General features: G+C 69.1%; 16 protein-coding genes. 15 read left to right on the top strand and 1 reads right to left on the bottom strand.

Annotated features, from left to right (window positions below):
• The first annotated feature begins 2 nt into the window (after nt 1–2).
• The 14 genes from COC42_RS03145 to COC42_RS03090 all read left to right on the top strand — a co-directional run bounded on the left by COC42_RS03145 (nt 3) and on the right by COC42_RS03090 (nt 14,913).
• On the top strand, nt 3–1,256 hold the full coding sequence (locus COC42_RS03145) for a glycosyltransferase family 4 protein (protein WP_096341805.1): 1,254 nt from the start codon (nt 3–5) through the stop codon (nt 1,254–1,256).
• Nucleotides 1,256–2,353, top strand: coding sequence for a KpsE/RkpR family capsule polysaccharide export protein (locus tag COC42_RS03140; RefSeq protein WP_096341804.1), 1,098 nt, complete (start codon nt 1,256–1,258; stop codon nt 2,351–2,353). Before COC42_RS03145 ends, COC42_RS03140 begins: the two co-directional genes overlap by 1 nt.
• Entirely contained in the window at nt 2,350–3,141 is a 792-nt protein-coding gene (locus tag COC42_RS03135) for an ABC transporter permease (RefSeq protein WP_096341803.1), read from the top strand. The genes COC42_RS03140 and COC42_RS03135 overlap by 4 nt, the downstream gene beginning before the upstream one ends.
• Complete coding sequence (locus tag COC42_RS18150) at nt 3,138–4,535, top strand: ABC transporter ATP-binding protein (protein ID WP_096341802.1); 1,398 nt, start codon at nt 3,138–3,140, stop codon at nt 4,533–4,535. Before COC42_RS03135 ends, COC42_RS18150 begins: the two co-directional genes overlap by 4 nt.
• Nucleotides 4,532–5,824: a glycosyltransferase family 4 protein gene (locus COC42_RS03125; RefSeq protein ID WP_217991252.1), complete on the top strand. Its 1,293-nt coding sequence runs from the start codon at nt 4,532–4,534 to the stop codon at nt 5,822–5,824. Before COC42_RS18150 ends, COC42_RS03125 begins: the two co-directional genes overlap by 4 nt.
• Complete coding sequence (locus tag COC42_RS03120; RefSeq protein WP_096341801.1) at nt 5,824–6,984, top strand: polysaccharide biosynthesis/export family protein; 1,161 nt, start codon at nt 5,824–5,826, stop codon at nt 6,982–6,984. The genes COC42_RS03125 and COC42_RS03120 overlap by 1 nt, the downstream gene beginning before the upstream one ends.
• Nucleotides 6,985–6,991: 7 nt before the next feature.
• Entirely contained in the window at nt 6,992–8,176 is a 1,185-nt protein-coding gene (locus tag COC42_RS03115; RefSeq protein WP_176484545.1) for a glycosyltransferase family 4 protein, read from the top strand.
• Between the two features lie 18 nt (nt 8,177–8,194).
• Entirely contained in the window at nt 8,195–9,325 is a 1,131-nt protein-coding gene (locus tag COC42_RS03110; protein WP_096341799.1) for a CDP-alcohol phosphatidyltransferase family protein, read from the top strand.
• Between the two features lie 13 nt (nt 9,326–9,338).
• Nucleotides 9,339–10,235, top strand: coding sequence for a CDP-alcohol phosphatidyltransferase family protein (locus tag COC42_RS03105; protein WP_096341798.1), 897 nt, complete (start codon nt 9,339–9,341; stop codon nt 10,233–10,235).
• Entirely contained in the window at nt 10,232–11,323 is a 1,092-nt protein-coding gene (locus tag COC42_RS03100) for an inositol-3-phosphate synthase (protein ID WP_096341797.1), read from the top strand. The genes COC42_RS03105 and COC42_RS03100 overlap by 4 nt, the downstream gene beginning before the upstream one ends.
• Before the next feature lies 1 nt (nt 11,324).
• Nucleotides 11,325–12,071, top strand: coding sequence for a phosphocholine cytidylyltransferase family protein (locus COC42_RS03095; RefSeq protein WP_096341796.1), 747 nt, complete (start codon nt 11,325–11,327; stop codon nt 12,069–12,071).
• Nucleotides 12,072–12,164: 93 nt separating this feature from the next.
• Nucleotides 12,165–12,290, top strand: coding sequence for a hypothetical protein (locus tag COC42_RS18060; protein WP_281253070.1), 126 nt, complete (start codon nt 12,165–12,167; stop codon nt 12,288–12,290).
• 3 nt (nt 12,291–12,293) lie between these two features.
• The gene (locus COC42_RS17580) at nt 12,294–12,434 is read left to right on the top strand and encodes a hypothetical protein (RefSeq protein WP_176484544.1); all 141 of its coding nucleotides are present in this window, start codon (nt 12,294–12,296) and stop codon (nt 12,432–12,434) included.
• Nucleotides 12,435–12,852: 418 nt separating this feature from the next.
• On the top strand, nt 12,853–14,913 hold the full coding sequence (locus COC42_RS03090) for a TonB-dependent receptor (RefSeq protein WP_096341795.1): 2,061 nt from the start codon (nt 12,853–12,855) through the stop codon (nt 14,911–14,913).
• 176 nt (nt 14,914–15,089) lie between these two features.
• Here the strand turns inward: COC42_RS03090 and COC42_RS03085 are convergent, their stop codons facing one another.
• Nucleotides 15,090–15,449 carry a site-specific integrase gene (locus COC42_RS03085; protein WP_096341794.1) on the bottom strand — a complete coding sequence of 120 codons (360 nt, stop codon included), beginning with the start codon at nt 15,447–15,449 and terminating at the stop codon, nt 15,090–15,092.
• A gap of 497 nt (nt 15,450–15,946) precedes the next feature.
• On the opposite strand from COC42_RS03085, the gene COC42_RS03080 reads away from it, so the two are divergent.
• Entirely contained in the window at nt 15,947–17,131 is a 1,185-nt protein-coding gene (locus COC42_RS03080; RefSeq protein WP_096341793.1) for a DUF3644 domain-containing protein, read from the top strand.
• Nucleotides 17,132–17,149 lie beyond the last annotated feature (18 nt).

Genomic DNA, 17,149 nt, shown 5'->3' with positions numbered 1-17,149 from the left:
GGATGGATCGGCAATCTCGCAGCTATCTCGGGCCGGGGGCGAATCCCGTGCTCCTCGACGTCACCCGACTGGTGTCGCTCCGCTGGACCGGTCGGCGGGCGAACGGCATCGACCGCGTGTCGCTGGCGTATCTCGACCATTTCGGCCAGCGTGCGCAGGCGGTCGTGCAGCATCGCGGCTTCGTCCGGGTACTCGGCCGCGACACATCGTGCCGGTTGTTCGAGGATCTGGCTCGCGAGCGCGTGCATGGCGCGCGGCTCCGGCTCGTAGCGCATCTCGCGGGTGCGCTTGCAGGGTCAGAGCGGGCCGTGTCCGGCAGCCTTTACCTTAACACGTCGCACACCGATTTCGATCTGCCGGCGCATGCCCGCTGGACGCGGCGGCACGGGCTCCGCCCCATCTATCTTCTCCACGACCTGATCCCGCTGCTACATTCCGAGCATTGCCGCCCGCACGCCGTGATGCGTCACGCCGGCCGGGTGGAGGGTGCGCTGCGTCACGGCGCGGGGATCATCGTCGGGAGTGCAGCGGTCGCGCGCGACCTCGCCAACTATGCCGACGCGGCGAAGCTCGCGCTCCCCGATCTCGTCGTGGCCCCGCTCGCAGGCGCGAAATTGCCGACAAGTGCGCCGGCGCCCAAGTCCGCGGCACCCTATTTCCTCTGCGTCGGCACGATCGAGAGCCGCAAGAACCACGCGCTCCTCCTCGAGGTTTGGGAACGACTTGCCGCGCGCGGGGAAGCCTCGCCGCGGCTTGTCATCGTCGGCCGCTGGGGCAGCGGCAGCGGCCCCGTGCGGGCCGCGCTCGCAGCCTCGCGAATGGCGGGCGGTTTGATCGAGGTGATCGAGGATTGCGATGACGCCCGCCTCGCCTCGCTGATGCGGGGCGCTCGCGCGATGCTGATGCCCACCCTGGCCGAGGGGTTCGGCCTGCCGATGGCGGAGGCGCTGACGCTCGGCGTGCCGGTGATCGCCAGCGACCTGCCCGTCTTCCGCGAAGTGGGGCAGGGCATTCCCCACCTGATCGACCCGCGTGATGTCGAGGCGTGGACCGCCCGGATCGCCGCGTTCGACGAGGCGGCGGCCGCGCGCCAGCGCCGCATCGACGCGCTGCGCGGCTATTGCCCGCCCGTCTGGGAAGAGCATTTCGAGCGTGTCGATGCGTGGCTGGCGACGCTGGGCGGCGCGCGCCAGGACGCCTCCACGCCGCGCGGGCCGGCAACCGGGCGTGCGCTTCGGCTGGGGATCGAGCTTTAGTGCGACCCCTTGGCTGGCGGCCGTCGCCGCTGTTCGTCCTTTGCGTGATCGTCCCCACGGTCGCCGCCTTCCTCTATTTCGCGGTGTTCGCGAGCGACGTCTACGTGTCCGAGGCGCGCTTCGTGGTTCGCAGCCCGAGCAAGGCTGCGGCGACCTCGCTCGGGCAGGTGCTGGGCGGTGCGGGCCTGAGCGGCGTGACCGAGGAAAGCAACGCTGTCGTCGAATATCTCGAATCGCGCGCGGCGCTGGCCGACGCCGACCGCGATGGGTTGCTGACGCGCGCCTATTCAGCGCAGGGCGTGTCGCGCTTCGACCGGTTCGGCGGCCTGCTCCCCGCCAATCGCGAGCGTTTCTTCGACTATTATCTGGGCAAGGTCGAGGTCGAGCCCGACACCACGACGCAGGTCCTGCACCTGACCGTCAGCGCATTCGGCGCGGCGGAGGCGCGGGCGATCAACGAGCGGCTGCTCCAGCGATCTGAGGCCCTGGTCAACCGGCTGTCATCGCGCGCCCGCAGCGACGCGGTGACCGCCGCCGAGGACGAGGCCCGCACCGCGCAGGCCCGCGCGCGCGACGCCGCGGTCCGGCTCGCCGCCTATCGCAACCGCGCCGGCATCATCGATCCCGAGAAGGAGGCCGAGGCGCGGCTTCAGGGCATCGCCAAGCTGGAGGACGAACGCGTCGCCGCGCGCACCCAGCTCCAGCAGATGGAGGCCTTCACGCCCGAGGCGTCCCAGATCCCCTATCTGCGCACCCAGATCGCCACGCTCGACCGCGAGATCGCGCGGCGACGGTCGGGCATCGCAGGCGGGCGCAGTTCGCTGTCGGCGGCGGCGGCGCGCTATCAGGTGCTGCTGCTCGATAGCGAGCTCGCGGCCAAGAACCTCGCCGCTGCGCTCGCCTCGCTGCAGGACGCGCATGCCGAGGCGCGGCGCAAGCGCGCCTATGTCGAGCGGATCGCGCCGCCCAGCCTGCCCGATTATCCGATCCGCCCGCGGCGGCTGGGCGGCATCCTCGCCGTCCTCGTCCTCGGCCTGCTCGCCTGGGGTATCCTGACCGTGTTGCTGGCGGGCGTGCGCGAGCATCGCGAAGGATGAGCACCGCCCCGCGCCTTCGCGACAGCCTTGCCGTGCAGGGGCGCGTGCTCCACGCGCTGCTGCTGCGCGAGATGCTGACGCGCTATGGCCGTCACAATATCGGCTTCCTCTGGCTGTTCGTCGAACCGATGCTGTTCACGCTCGGCGTCGCCGCGCTGTGGACCGCGGCCAAGGCCTATCACGGCAGCGACCTGCCGATTGTTGCCTTTGCTCTCACCGGCTATTCGAGCGTGCTCCTCTGGCGCAACATGCCGGGGCGCTGCATCGGCGCGCTCTGGAGCAACCTGTCGCTCCTCTATCACCGCAACATCCGCGTCCTCGACATCTATGCCGCGCGCGTGCTGCTCGAGTTCGGGGGCGCGACCATGTCGTTCGCGGGGCTGAGCGTCCTGTTCATCGCGCTCGGCTGGATCGATCCGCCGCGCAACATCCTGGAGGTGGTCGGCGGGTGGCTTCTGATCGCCTGGTTCGGGGCGGCGCTGGCGATCACGCTTGGCGCGCTCAGTCACCAGAGCGAGCTGGTCGACAAGCTGTGGCACCCGGCCTCCTACCTGATCTTCCCGCTGTCGGGCGCGGCGTTCCTCGTCGACGCGCTGCCGTCGGCGGCGCAGGAATATGTGCTCCTCATCCCGATGGTTCACGGGACCGAGATCGTGCGCGAGGGCTATTTCGGCAGCCGCATCCACGCGCATTACGACCTCGGCTACGTTCTGCCCTTCTGCCTCGCGCTGACCTTCGTCGCGCTGTTCGCGGCGCAGTGGACGGCGCGGCGCGTGGTGCCCGAATGATCCGGCTGAGCGACGTCCGGAAGGTCTATCGCACGCGGTCGGGCGACAATGTCGTGCTCGATGGCGTGGGATTCGAGCTGGCGATGGGCGAGCGTCTGGGCGTGCTGGGGCGCAACGGTGCGGGCAAGTCGACGATGGTCCGCCTCATCAGCGGGGCCGAGCGGCCGAGCGCGGGGCGGGTCGAGCGGCAAATGTCGGTCTCTTGGCCGCTCGCCTTTGGCGGCGCCTTCCAGCCCACGCTGTCGGGCGTCGACAATATCCGCTTCATCAGCCGCATCTACGCCCAGGATTTCGAGCGCAACCTCGCCTTCGTTGCCGACTTCTCCGAGCTTGGCGGCTATTTGCGCGAGCCGGTGCGCAGCTATTCCTCGGGGATGCGGGCGCGGCTCGCCTTTGCCATCTCGATGATCATCGAATTCGACTGCTTTCTGATCGACGAGATCGGCGCGGTCGGCGATGCGCGCTTCCACGATCGCTGCAACCATGAGCTGTTCGGCAAGCGCGGCGATCGGGCGATGGTGCTCATCAGCCACGACCCGGGCTATCTGCGCGACCATTGCAACCGCTTCGCGCTGCTCCACGGCGGGCGCCTCGCGCTGTTCGACGAGTTCGACGAAGCCTATGACCGCTTCCGCGAGGCGATCGGGCTGGCGGGGGCGCCGGCGATCGACCGCGCCGCCGCGCGCGACCGCGCCGCGCTGATCGAGGTGGCGCAGCACCGCGCGCTTGCCGACGAGCGGTTCCGCATGGCGGTGCGCGAGGGCGACTGGCGGCGCGACGCGCGCGACTGGGCCGCGGCGGAGGCGCGCTACGCGGCGGCGCTGGCGCTTCATCCCTATCAGCGTTCCTACTGGGTCCAGCTCGGCCATGTCGCCAAGGAAGGCGGGCAGTTCGCGCGCGCCGAACTTGCCTATCGCACCGCCTGCGCGATGGGCGAGCCCGCCGCCGACGTGGCCGAGCATCTGGCCTTCGTGGTCGCGCGGCGCGGCGACGATCCGGCGGCGTGGCCGATCCACCCCTATCGCAAGGGAGTGGCACCGCTTCAGGTGCCGGGCGCCCCCGATGTCGAGGCGCTGGCGCGGCTGCTGTGGCACGGCACCGCGCCCGACGAGGTCGAGGCGGCGGCGCTGCTGCGCGCCAGCCCGACCTGCGACGCACTGGCGGCGGCGATGGTGCGCGACCCGCGTTTCGGCGACCGCGGGAGCGATCGGGTTTCGGTCGACTGGTCGGCACATGGCGAGATCGTCCGCGTCCTCGCGCTCGGTCACCTCGATCCCGACGCCGCCGACACGGTGCTCGCAAGTGTCGCGGGCGGCGAGCCTGCATGGCCGTCGATCCGCGACGCGGGTGCCTTTCGCGACTGGCCCGCGACGCAAGGGGCACTTTCCGAATGAAGCACGTGTTGATTGATGGCTATAATCTGGCGCTGGAGAAGGGGACCGGCGTCGCCACCTATGCGCGCAACCTCGCGCACGAGGTCGGGCGGCTGGGGCACCGCACCTCGGTTCTTTATGGCCATGGCAATATGGGGTCGCGCGAGCCGCTGCTCCGCGAGATCGCCTTTTTCGACGGCGACGGCGGGGGGCGGCGCAACCGGCTTCGCGACGTCGCGCGGATCGTTTCGCCGTTCGCGGTACGCGCGCGGGAGGTACCGCTCTCGGGCACCGTCGTCACTCGCCAGTTCGATGCGCGGCTGCCGCATCACGACGTCCTCTACAACGCGCCCGACCTGTTCCGCCGCGCACACGGCCGCTTCCATGCCTGGGGCAGCACCACGGCCGTCCGCCCGCCGGCGAATGTCGATCTGGCGCACTGGACCTATCCGCTGCCGCTCCGCGTGCCGGGTGCCGCCAATCTCTACACGCTGCACGACCTCGTGCCGCTTCGGCTGCCCTACACCACGCTCGACAACAAGCGCCGCTACCTCGCGCTGCTGCGCAACATCGCGCGGCGGGCCGATCATGTCGTCACCGTCTCCGAATGCTCGCGCCGCGACATCATCGACCTGACCGGCATCACGCCCGAGCGCGTCACCAACACCTATCAGTCGGTGGCGATTCCCGCCCGCCTGCTCGACAAGCCCGAGGCGCAGGTCGCGCGCGAGGTCGAGGGGGCGCTGGGCACCGGGTACAAGAGTTATTTCCTCTTCTGGGGCTCGATCGAGCCCAAGAAGAATATCGGCCGCATCGTCGAAGCCTATCTGGCGAGCGGGATCGAGGCGCCGCTGGTGATCGTCGGCGCGCGGGCGTGGCGGGCGGAGGGCGAACTGCGGCTGCTCGACGCGATGGCGGCGCGGCCCGCTGGGCGCAGGGACCGGCGGCGCGGGCGGGTGATCCAGATCCCCTATGTCCCCTTCGCGCTGCTCGTCAGCCTGATCCGCGGGGCGCGGGCGGCGCTGTTCCCCTCGCTCTACGAGGGATTCGGCCTGCCCGTGCTCGAGGCGATGCTGCTCGGCACGCCGGTGCTGTGCGCCGACACCGCCTCGCTGCCCGAGGTGGCGGGCGACGCGGCGCTAAAGGTCGATCCCTATGACACCGCCGCGATCGGCGCGGGAATGCGTGCGCTTGACGCCGATGCCGACCTTCGCGCCGACCTTGCGCGGCGCGGGCTCGACCAGGCGGCGCGGTTCTCGCCCGAGCGCTATCGCGCCCGATTGGACACGCTTTACCAGAGGTTCCTGTGATGGCCTTCGTCACTTCGGGCGGGCGCGTTGCGCTGATCGCCCTGCTGCTTGCCGGCTGTTCGAACATGAGCGGCGCCGGGCCGTCGGCAGGGGCGATCGAGCGCGCCGGGCGCCCCGCCGCCTCGGGGGAGGGGATCAGCATCGTCACCCTCGACGAGGGCGCGGCGCGGCGCACCGCCAGCTATGCGCGCTCGCAGGCATTCGGCGACCTGTTTGGCGGCGCGTCGCCTAGCGGCACGGTGATCGGCACCGGCGACGTGCTCGACATCGCCATCTGGGAAGCGCCGCCCGCGGTGCTTTTCGGCACCACAGCGCCAGGTGCGGGCGGCGGCGGGCTTGCCCAGAGCGCCGGCATCCCGCAGCAGATCGTCGGCGAGGATGGCACCGTCACCATCCCGTTCGTCGGCAGCCTCGCGGTGCGCGGCCGCACACCGCAGGACGTGGGCCGCATGATCGTCGCGCGCCTCGCCGGGCGGGCGCACAACCCGCAGGCGGTCGTCCGGCTTGCCCAGAACGACAGCCGCGCCGTCACGGTGATGGGCGAGGTGGGGGCGACGCGCCGCGTGCCGCTGACGCCGCGGGGTGAGCGGCTACTCGACGCGATCGCTGCCGCCGGCGGATCGCGCCAGCCGGTCGCCAAGACCACGGTCCAGCTCACCCGCGGCGGCCGCACCGGGGCGATGCCGCTCGACGCCATCGTCCGCGATCCGGTGCAGAACGTGGTGCTGGCGCCCGGCGATATCGTGACCGCCATCTTCCAGCCCTATAGCTTCGTCGCGCTGGGCGCGGTCGGGCAGAATGCCGAGGTGCCGTTCGAGGGCGGCGGCATCACGCTCGCCCAGGCGCTCGGGCGGATCGGGGGCCTGCGCGACGAGCGCGCCGACGTGCGCGGCGTCTTCATCTTCCGCCTCGAACAGCCCGAGGCGCTCGATCCCGCCGTTGCCGCGAGCGCGCGGCGCACGGCCGAGGGGCGGGTGCCCGTCGTCTATCGGCTCGACATGGGGCAGGGGACCGCTTTCTTCACCGCGCAGGACTTCGCCATCCGCGACCGCGACGTGATCTATGTCACCAATGCGCCGATCGCCGATCTGCAGAAGTTCCTCAACATCGTGTCGAGCGCGGCCTTCTCGGTCACCGGCATCAACAACGCGGTGCAATGAGCGAGTGGTGGCGACGGTCTGCATCGACTGCCGCTATGTCGGCCAGCGCCCGAGCGGGATCGGCGAGGTGGTGCGCGGGCTGATCGACCATCTGCCCGCGCTCGCACCCGACCTTCATTTTCGGCTGCTGCGCAATCCCGCACATCGCGGTCGGCTGAGCGAGGCGCCGAACGTCAGCGAGCAGGTGGTGTCCCAAGTGGCGAACGGCCCGGCGACGATGTGGTGGCTGCCGCGCGTCGCCGACCTGAGCGGGATCGACCTGTTCCACGCAACCTTCAACACCCTGCCGGCCGGGCTCGCCATGCCGTGCGTGGTGACGGTGCACGACGTGATGCGGCTGACCCATCCCGGCTGGTGCCGCACCGGCGTCCGCGGTGCGGTGGAGGCGGCGTTCTACGGCCACGGCCTTCGCCGCGCGATCCGCTCGGCCGACGCGATCGCGGCAGTGAGCGGGGCGACCGCGCGGGCGATCGCCGACTGGCATCCTGCGGCGGCGACCCGGACCGTGGTGACGCTGTCGGGCGTATCCCCTCGCTTTCGCCCCGGCGACCCCGACCCGGAGCGGCTGGCGGCGCTGGGCCTGTCGCCCGGCCGCCCGTTCGTCCTCACCGTGGGGCAGAACGCGCCCTACAAGAACCAGGGCGGGGCGGTGCACGCCTTCGCCCTCGCTTTTGCCCAAGATCCCGCGTTCGAGCTCGTCATCGTGCAGCGGCAGGGGGCGGGCAGCCGCGCGCTTGCCCGACTGGCGCGCGCGCTGGGCATCGGCGACCGGGTCCGGTTCCTGCGCACTGTCGACGGCGAGGCGTTGTTGACGCTCTACCAAGCCGCACAAGTGTTGCTGCACCCCTCGTTCGCGGAGGGGTTCGGCAATCCCATGGCGGAGGCGATGGCGTGCGGCTGTCCGGTCGTCACCAGCGACGTGTCGGCCATGCCCGAGGTGGCGGGCGGCGCTGCGCTGCTCGCGGACCCGCACGACCCCGCCGCGATCGCCGCCCGTCTCATCGCCGTGACGCGCGACCCGGCACTGGCGGCGTCGATGCGCGAGGCGGGCATCGTGCGCGCCGGGGAGCTGCAGTGGCGCGACTTCGCCGCCGCCAATCTGGCGATCTATCGCCGCGTGCTCGCCCGACGGCCGGTGCAACATTTTCGTCAAAGGTTTTCGGTCGGGCGCTCCGTCAACATCGGGACCTAGTCAGCGGGACCGATCACCTTGCCACAGATCATCGTCGTCTTTTCGAGCGCCGCGACGGCAGAGTATCGCGTCGCCGGCGTACCGGCCGCAGCCCGCGCGGCGCAGGCGCTCGCGGTCCTCGAACGGAGCGGTGACATCGGCGGCTGTGCGGTTGTCGCCGGAACAGGCTGGAGCCCAAGCGACGATCTGGTGTCCGAATGCAGGCGGCTCGCCCCGCGGCTGCGGCTGACCTTCACACCGGCCGGCCATGATGAACAAGTTGTCCGCGTCCGCGGCGAGCGCCTTGTTGCCGAGGTTGCCCGGCATGCGGATTCGCCGGGCCGCGACGCGGTGCTGACGGCGCTCGCCGCCGCGCTGGCGCGGCCGCAGGCGCCGCTCGCCTATCCCGCCGCCGCGCTTCGCGAGCTGCGCCGGGCGGGCCGCGACATTCTGGCTTCGACGGGCAAGGCGGGCGACGGCATCGTCTCGCGCTACGTCAACCGGCCGATCTCGCGCGCGATCAGCGGCCTGCTGCTCAAGGTGCCGGGCCTCACGCCGATGCATGCCAGCATCGGCACGGCAGTGCTCGCCGCGCTGATGACCATCGCGCTGATCCTCGGCGACGGGGCAGGCCTGATCGCCGGCGCGCTCCTGTTCCAGGCCGCTTCGATCTTCGACGGGGTGGACGGCGAGATCGCGCGCGCGACCGCGCGGACCTCGGCAGAGGGCGCGACGCTCGACAGCGTGATCGACGCCTTCACCAACCTCGCTTTCGTTGCCGGAGTGGCGGTCAATGTCGGACTCGCCGGCGATCTTTCGGGCGCGCTGGCGGGCGCCGTCGCGCTGCTCGTGCTCGCATCGGGGTTGTTCCTGATGAGCGCTCGGGCGACCGCCGGCGGCGGCCCGGTCAATTTCGACATCGTCAAGCAGCGGCTGCGTCGCGACGGGCGCGCAGGGCCGATCACCGAATGGCTGATCCACCTGACGATGCGCGACTTCTTCGCCGCGGCCAGCGCACTGATGATCCTGGCGGGGCAAGCGCACGTGCTCCTTCTGATCTTTGCGGCGGCGGCGACGGGCTGGTTCGCGGTGACGGTCGCAGTTCTGCGGTTTGCCGCCCGCCCGGATGACGAACGGGCGCAGCCCGAGCCGGAGCATTCCCTTGCCTGAAGCGGCCGGGGCAATGCGGGGCTGGTGGCGAACGGTCGCGTTTGCAGCCGATCCCTCACGCGATCCGCGGATCGAGGCGCTTTCGAACCGCTATCTGATCCATCCGGTCGCCCGCGCGCTGCTGCCTGTTGCGCTTCGCGCGCGCGTGTCGGCCAACGCCGTGTCGCTGGCGGGGCTGTTGCTCGGGGCGGCGGCGGCGGCATGCTATCTGCGGTGGGAAAGCGCTGCGTTCGCGCTTGCCGGTCTGATCCTCTCGATCGGGTGGATGGTCGCCGACGGGCTCGATGGCATGGTTGCGCGCGCGACCGGCACGGCGAGCGCCGCCGGCCGCTTCCTCGACGGGCTGTGCGACCACGGCGTCTTCGTCCTCATCTATGTCGCGCTGGCGGTGTCGCTGGGGAGCGCAACGGGCTGGATGCTGGCGATCGTCGCCGGCGTCCTCCATGCCGCGCAGTCGAGCCTGTACGAGGGCGAGCGCGCCCGGTTCCAGCGGCGCGCACGCGGGCACGCCAGCACCACGCCGCCGGTCGTCACGGGCCACTGGCTGGTGCGCGCCTATGATCGACTGGCGACGAGCATCGACCACGGCGCCCTGCCGTTCGAGCGGCGCATGGCGGGCGATGCGGAGCCCGCCGCCTTCGGCCAAGCCTATGCCCGCGCGGCGGTGCCGGTCATGCGCGCGATGACGGTGCTCAGCGCCAACATGCGCGTCGGCACGATCTTCGCCGCGTGCCTCGCCGGCAGTCCGACCCTGTTCTGGCTGTTCGAGATCGCCGTCCTCTCGATCGTCGCCGCGGCGACGATCATCGCGCACCGCCGCGTCGAGCGCCGGTTCGCGGCACTTCCCCCCTCTCGCCCGTCGGCCGCGCTGATCGCGGGCGCGGCCTACAAGGAACTAGCTGACCGATGAATGCCATCAGGATCGCCCTCGTCGGCGTTGGAAACTGCGCAAGCTCGCTGGTGCAGGGGCTGAGCTACTACCGGGAGGGGAGCAACGATACCGTCGGCCTGATGCACGACGTAATGGGCGGCTATCGCGCGTCGGACATCGAGGTCGTCGCCGCCTGGGACGTCGACGCGCGCAAGGTTGGCCGCGACGTGGCCGAGGCGATCTTTGCGAGGCCCAACTGCACCGCGGTTTTTGCCCCCAACGTCGATCTTACCGGCACGATCGTGCGGATGGGCAGCGTGCTCGACGGCGTCGCCGACCACATGGCCGACCATGCCGACGAGCGAACCTTCATCGTCGCCAACGATCCCGAGCCGAGCCGCGCCGACGTGGTGGAGGCGCTTCGCCGCTCGGGCGCGGAGGTCATGCTCAACTATCTGCCCGTCGGCAGCCAGAAGGCCACCGAGTTCTACGCCGAATGCGCGCTCGAGGCGGGTGTCGCCTTCGTCAACAATATCCCCGTCTTTATCGCCTCCGACCCCGTCTGGGCCAAGCGCTTCGAGGATGCGGGCGTGCCGATCATCGGCGACGACATCAAGGCGCAGCTCGGCGCGACGATCGTCCACCGCGTGCTGACCGACCTGTTCGCCAAGCGCGGCGTCAAGCTTGAGCGGACCTATCAGCTCAACACCGGCGGCAACACCGACTTCCTCAACATGTCGAACCACCGCCGCCTCGCCTCCAAGAAGATCAGCAAGACCGAGGCGGTGCAGTCGGTCGCGGGCGAGCGGCTGAGCGACGAGAATGTCCATATCGGCCCCTCCGACTATGTGCCGTGGCAGAACGACAACAAGGTCTGCTTCCTCCGCATGGAGGGGGCGATGTTCGGCGGCGTGCCGATGAACCTCGAGTTGCGCCTCTCGGTCGAGGATTCACCCAATTCGGCTGGCGTCGCGATCGACATGATCCGCTGTGCCAGGATCGCGCGGGACCGCGGTCTGGCGGGCGTCATCGATCCGGCGAGCGCCTATTTCTGCAAGCACCCGCGCACGCAGATGACCGACGACATGGCGCGGATCGCGGTCGAGCGCTTCATCGAGGCGGCCTGAGATGATCCGAACCGCGGTACTGCTCGCCGCGGGCGAGGGGAGCCGGCTGCGCGCCGCTGCAGCGTCCAAGCCGCTGTGTCCGGTCGCCGGCCGCGCGCTGATCGATCATGCGCTCGGCGGACTGGCGGCGGCGGGGATCGATCGCGCTATCGTCGTGCTTGGCTATCGCGGCGAGGGCGTCGCCCGCCACCTGGCCGCGCGGCGGCAACCGCTGTCGGTCGAGTGCGTCTGGGCCGACCCCAGCCAGCCCAACGGCGTTTCGGTACTCGCGGCCGAGCCGCTTCTCGCTGGCGGCGACGCGCTGCTGGCGATGTGCGATCATCTCGTCGATCCCGCGCTCTACGCCGCGGTCGCCGCGCACGGGGCGGTCAGCGGGCTGACGCTGGGCATCGACCGCCGGTTGGGTCATGGCTGGGTCGATCCCCTCGACGTTACCCGCGTCGCCACGCGCGGCGACCGCATCGCCGCGATCGGCAAGGGGATGCGGCGGCACGACGCCTATGACAGCGGCGTGTTCGCGATCGGAGGCAAACTGATCGCCGCGCTGAAGACGCTCGCCGCGCCGTCGCTGACAGAGGGCGTGCGCCTGCTGGCGGCACGAGGGGAGGCGGGGTTCGTCGACGTCAGCGGGTTCGACTGGATCGACGTCGATGATCCGCGCGCGCTCGCACTGGCAGAAGCGGCATGGCGCCGCCGCGGCCTTCGCGGCGACACGATGCCCGACTGGCCCTCGACCATCCCGGCCTGAACGCGCCGCGACCGCGCGTTGCGCGGTGCAATAAATGGAGTTGGTTTACCACGCAGCATTGCGATACCCAATCACAGGCGGTTCCCGATCATCATGGCCGGGAGCAATGGGGACGATCCCGAAGGGTCGCTCGCTGAAGTGTTGCTCGACCAGTGCCTCATCACCGACGCGACCGACAAGTCGAACAAGCTGACCGCCGGCCGCCCGCCGAGCATCTAGGCGGTGCACTGCACCTCTAGCTTCGCCGGCAGCACCAAGCTTCAGGGCGGAAGCGATCGCGTCCCGCGCTACGGCGACGACGAGAGCGACAGCTATGGCAACACCCTGTTCGTGGCGGCCGCGGGCAAGCTGCGATCGGGCTGAACGGCCGCTCGGCAGGGAGCGGAACGCCGGCCACGGGGGCGGTTCGCGCCGGTCGATCCCACACAATCCGGTATGTGAGCACGAACTCCGCGCCGTCGTCGGCTCACTCCGGCCTGAAACGCGCGTAGCCGCGCCCACCAACTCCTCCATTTCTCAACGGCCGGGCGACTGGATGCCGCCGATGAGCCGCGCCTCCTGGCGTCGCCGCGCGGCAGTGATGCCAACAAGATGAGCTTTCATTGCCCAAAGGAGACGGCGCGGCGCGCAGGACGGGTCGATTCTCTAGGAGCGCTCGGCTAGGCGATTGGAAACAAAGAGGGGTCGGCATGAAAGTTCGGATCGTGAGTCGCCTGGTCGCGGGCGTTTGCCTAGGTGACGCGGGCAGGGGCGCGCGGCGCACGCGGCGGTACGTCGCCGCATGATCGACCTTTTGTCCGCAGCGCCGCTTGCCCTCGTACTCGCCGCCGCCCAGCCGCAGGAGGTGCCGGCGCCGCCGCCCGAGATCGTTGTGACGGGCCGCGGCCTCTCGCTGCCCTCGACCGGCAGCACCGCGGGCACCGTCATCGAGCGCGAGCGTGCGACGAACACCGCCAGCGGTCGGCTGGAAGACGTGCTCGCCGATGTCGCCGGCCTACAATCCTTTCGCCGTGCGGATTCGCGCAGCGCCAATCCCACCGCACAGGGCATCACGCTGCGCGGGCTCGGCGGCAATGCGGCAAGCCGGGCGCTGCTGATCCTCGACGGCGTGCCGCAGGCCGATCCGTTCGGCGGCTGGATCGCCTTTCCCGGCTTCTCGACCGACCGCATCGGCGCGGTGCGCGTTCGCCGCGGCGGGGGTAGCGGGCGCTGGGGATCGGGTGCGATTGGCGGCGTGATCGAGATCGACAGCGCGACGCCCGACCAGCTTCGTCCCTTCACCGCCGAGGCTCTCTATGGCGAGCGCAACGCGGTCGACGCGCGCGCGACCGCGACATTGGCGCGGGGGCCGGGATTTGCGACGCTGTCGGCGGGCTATGCGCGCGGCGACGGCTTCGCGCCGATCGTTGAGGCCGATCGCGGCCCCGTCGATCGCGCCGCGCCCTATGAGCAGTTCAACGCCGCCCTGCGCGCGGTCGTGCGCGTCGCCCCCGACCTCGAGCTGCAATCGACCGTGCAGGGCTTTACCGACCGCCGCGACCGCGGCCTCGACTTCACGAAGATCGAGAGCGACGGCGCGGATGCAAGCGTCCGGCTGGTGGGCAGCGGCGACTGGCGCTTTTCGGTGCTCGGCTATGTCCAGACGCGCCGCTTCGCCAGCCAGTTCGCGAGCGTCAATGCCGACCGGACGACGGTAACGCCGACGCTCGACCAGTATAACACGCCGGGCACCGGGCTCGGCGGACGGGTCGAGCTGATCCCGCCGCTCGGGCCCGATATCGACCTCGCAATCGGTGCCGACATCCGCGCGCTGAGCGGGCGGACGCAGGAGCTCTATACCTATGTCGCCAGCATGCCGACGCGGCGGCGGCAGGCCGGCGGCGAGACGCGAACGATGGGCGCCTTCGCTAGTCTGTCGGCGCGGCTCGGCCCGGTGCGGATCGAGGGCGAGGGGCGGATCGACGATTGGCGGATCGGCAACGGCTCGCTGTTCGAGGCGGCGCTGGCGGGCGGCACACTGACCGACACACGCTTCGCCGACCGCTCGGGCAGCGAGGCGACGGGCCATGTCGGCATCGCCTGGGCGCTCGCCGAGCCGGTGACGCTGCGCGCCTCGGCCTATCGCGCGTGGCGGCTGCCGACGCCCAACGAACTCTATCGACCGTTCCGCGCGGGCGCCGATGCCACCGCGGCAAATGCCAATCTGCGGCCCGAGACTCTCGAGGGTTATGAGGGCGGCATCGACGTGGCGCTCGGCCGGCGCGTGACGATCGGCGCAACGGTGTTTCGCAATGTCCTGTCCGACGCGATCGCCAATGTGACCGTCGCGCGGGGACCGGGGACGTTTCCGGGCGTCGGGTTCGTGTCAGCGGCGGGCTTCTATCGGCGGCGTGACAATCTGGAGGCGATCCGCTCGACCGGGGTGGAGATCGACGGCCGGCTAAACCTCGGCCCGTTCCACGCGCAGGCGTCCTACGCCTATGTCGATGCCAGCGTTGACGGCGGTGCGCTCGCCCCCGCACTTGATGGCCTCGCGCCGGCGCAGGTGCCCGAGCATCAGGCGTCAGCGACGTTCGGCTGGACGCGCGGTGCCTGGGGGGCAAGCACGACGCTGCGCTATCTTTCGAGCCAGTTCGAGGATGACCAGAACAGCCGCACGCTCGGCGACGCCCTCACCATTGATGCGGTCTTGTCCGCGCCGATCGCGCGCGGCGTGTCGCTGGTCGCGCGCGGCGAGAATCTGTTCGATACGGTCGTGGAGACCGGCTTCAGCAACGCCGCCGTCGAACGCGCCCGCCCACGGCAATTGTGGATTGGCCTGCGGTGGGGCGGGGAGCAATGATGTGACCGTCGTCGAGACGGCTTCGTCACCTCTCGACGCGAACACGGAAATAATGCTGGGGGATCGTCGAAAAGACGGTCTCCAGAGAGCGTTTGCTACACAGAACTGCTACACAGTCCGGGGCACCAATCGTCCCCAAACCCTCGGAAAACTGCCGTAAATGGTCGCGAGGGCTGCTATCTGGCGTTCCACGCCAGATGGGAGATATCTACTTCGCGGAAGGAAAGCTGGCTGACCGCCTCTGCCAGCACCCCCACTCGATGCCCGCTGCCGTAGTTCTCGGATGCTCCCCGCTTCCCCGTTCCGTTCGTCCATCCGCCGAGCGCCATTGCAACGTCATGGTCTGTGCGCGCGGCGCGCAACTCGTCGCGGAAGTTATGACGGAATGAATGGAAGCAGGTGCGAGGTTGATAGGCACCGCAGCTTCGAAGAAACTGCGTGAACCATTTTGAAAACGCGACCGACCGCACGCCCTTGGTGCCGGGGTCGATCTCTTCGAACAGCTTCGTGCGACCGTTGCGGCGCTGCTTGTCCACGAAGTGTAGAAGCCCGCAGTCGATCAGGTTCTTGTGGATCGGCAGGAGGCGCTCACTCGTGTGGTAATCAATGTGGGATCACATTTTCAGGAAATCCACTTTATCGTGTAAAAACGACACGATAAAGTGGTTGACTGGTGCCCAGAAGAGGACTCGAGATCGCCACATAACACACTGTAATTATGGCCGTTTTTGTTTGAGCGACAACATCATACCATGGTCGATACCATGCCCCTCAAATTCTTGCAGTGGTTCGAGTCCTGGGAGCGCTTCGAGCTAGTCTCTTGGAGCGATTCGAAGCGCGGATGCGCGACTGATTGCTAACTGATTGATCTGGGCAACGAGACGAGGGAAAGCTACCCCAAAAGCATCTTCTGGTAACCGGACAATTCAGTATCGCGACCGTTTTCGGCACTGTCCGGGCCCCAGCGGCCGCATCCTAGCTTAGGGCTTGCCGACACACCGTCTTGAGCCAATCATGTGTGTGGGAGGGGCATATGGCGAGACGACCGGGCAATACCCTGGAGCGCTGGGAAGTGGCGTTGGTTAAGGCCATGCTCGCGCGCAATTTCGTGCCGCAGGACATCCAAGCTTATTTCTCTCGCCCCACGCGATCGATCAATCACGCGCGTATCTCGGAAATTCGCGACGGTGCGAAGCACCGCGCGGTCAGGGCAGCGAGCGATACCGAACTCGACGCCTATCTCGCAGCCTGGCCCGATGTCGACCCGGACACCGGCTTAAGCGCTCGCGGCGACGAACTGCTGATAAAGGCGCGAGAGGCCATGATCGCAGCGGTCCACACGTTCAACGGCGCCGGGCTGCTTTTCCGTGCCGAAATCTTCATCGTGACCGCGATCATCGCCTGGACCTACCTGATGCACGCCTACTACCGGCGGGAGGGGGTAGATTATCGCTACCGCCGCGCCGGCGTGGTACAGACCACACCGAGCGGCGCCGAGAAATATTGGGAGCTGGGCCAGTGCATCGCGACGGGCGCATGCCCGCTCGACCGCGGCACGATCAATAATCTGAAGTTCCTGCTCGAGATCCGGCACGAGATCGAGCACCGCTCGACCAATCGCATCGACGACGCGCTCAGTGCCAAGCTCCAAGCCTGCTGCCTTAACTTCAATGACGCCATCAAAGCGCTGTTCGGTGGGCAGTTCGCGCTCGAGCGACGCCTGCCAATCGCATTGCAGTTCGTGACGTTCTACGGCGGGCAGCGCGCGCTGCTCGCCGGAGAGAGCCTGCCAGCGCACATCGCAACCGCAATGGACAACTTCCACAACGCGCTGACTGAGGACGAGCAGAAGGATCCGCGCTTTCGGTACCGCGTCGCCTTCGTTCCCAAGGTTACAGGACGGGCCACCAATGCGGACCTTGCGATCGACTTCGTCCGGCCTGGCTCGCCCGAGGCGCAGGCGGTCGAGCGCGTCCTGCTCAAGGAGGTCGAGCGGCAGAAGTACCTGCCCTCGCAGATCGTCGCCAAGGTGCGAGAGGCAGGCTATCCCAACTTCAACATGTACGATCACACCAAGCTCGCGCAGCAGCTGGAGGCACGCACCCCAGCCAAGGGCTATGGCGTGTCCATCGCGAATGCCTGGTATTGGTATGAGGGCTGGTTCGAGAAAGTGATTGAGAAGCTTGCCGAAGGTTGGACTCGCCCCGTGAATCCTTGAGCTCGGTGGTGCAGGAAT

It is taken from the genome of Sphingomonas spermidinifaciens (genome assembly GCF_002351485.1).
In the GTDB taxonomy this organism is placed as follows: Bacteria; Pseudomonadota; Alphaproteobacteria; order Sphingomonadales; family Sphingomonadaceae; genus Sphingomonas; species Sphingomonas spermidinifaciens.
Note: the sequence above shows the minus strand (reverse complement) of the source record. Positions and strands in the feature narration are given on the sequence as shown.

Coding starts and splice junctions, on each gene's coding strand:
- COC42_RS03095 (WP_096341796.1), top strand. CDS start 11,325: ATGATCCGAACCGCGGTACTGCTCGCCGCGGGCGAGGGGAGCCGGCTG.
- COC42_RS03145 (WP_096341805.1), top strand. CDS start 3: ATGGATCGGCAATCTCGCAGCTATCTCGGGCCGGGGGCGAATCCCGTG.
- COC42_RS03105 (WP_096341798.1), top strand. CDS start 9,339: ATGCGGGGCTGGTGGCGAACGGTCGCGTTTGCAGCCGATCCCTCACGC.
- COC42_RS03120 (WP_096341801.1), top strand. CDS start 5,824: ATGGCCTTCGTCACTTCGGGCGGGCGCGTTGCGCTGATCGCCCTGCTG.
- COC42_RS03080 (WP_096341793.1), top strand. CDS start 15,947: ATGGCGAGACGACCGGGCAATACCCTGGAGCGCTGGGAAGTGGCGTTG.
- COC42_RS03100 (WP_096341797.1), top strand. CDS start 10,232: ATGAATGCCATCAGGATCGCCCTCGTCGGCGTTGGAAACTGCGCAAGC.
- COC42_RS03090 (WP_096341795.1), top strand. CDS start 12,853: ATGATCGACCTTTTGTCCGCAGCGCCGCTTGCCCTCGTACTCGCCGCC.
- COC42_RS03125 (WP_217991252.1), top strand. CDS start 4,532: ATGAAGCACGTGTTGATTGATGGCTATAATCTGGCGCTGGAGAAGGGG.
- COC42_RS18150 (WP_096341802.1), top strand. CDS start 3,138: ATGATCCGGCTGAGCGACGTCCGGAAGGTCTATCGCACGCGGTCGGGC.
- COC42_RS18060 (WP_281253070.1), top strand. CDS start 12,165: ATGGCCGGGAGCAATGGGGACGATCCCGAAGGGTCGCTCGCTGAAGTG.
- COC42_RS03135 (WP_096341803.1), top strand. CDS start 2,350: ATGAGCACCGCCCCGCGCCTTCGCGACAGCCTTGCCGTGCAGGGGCGC.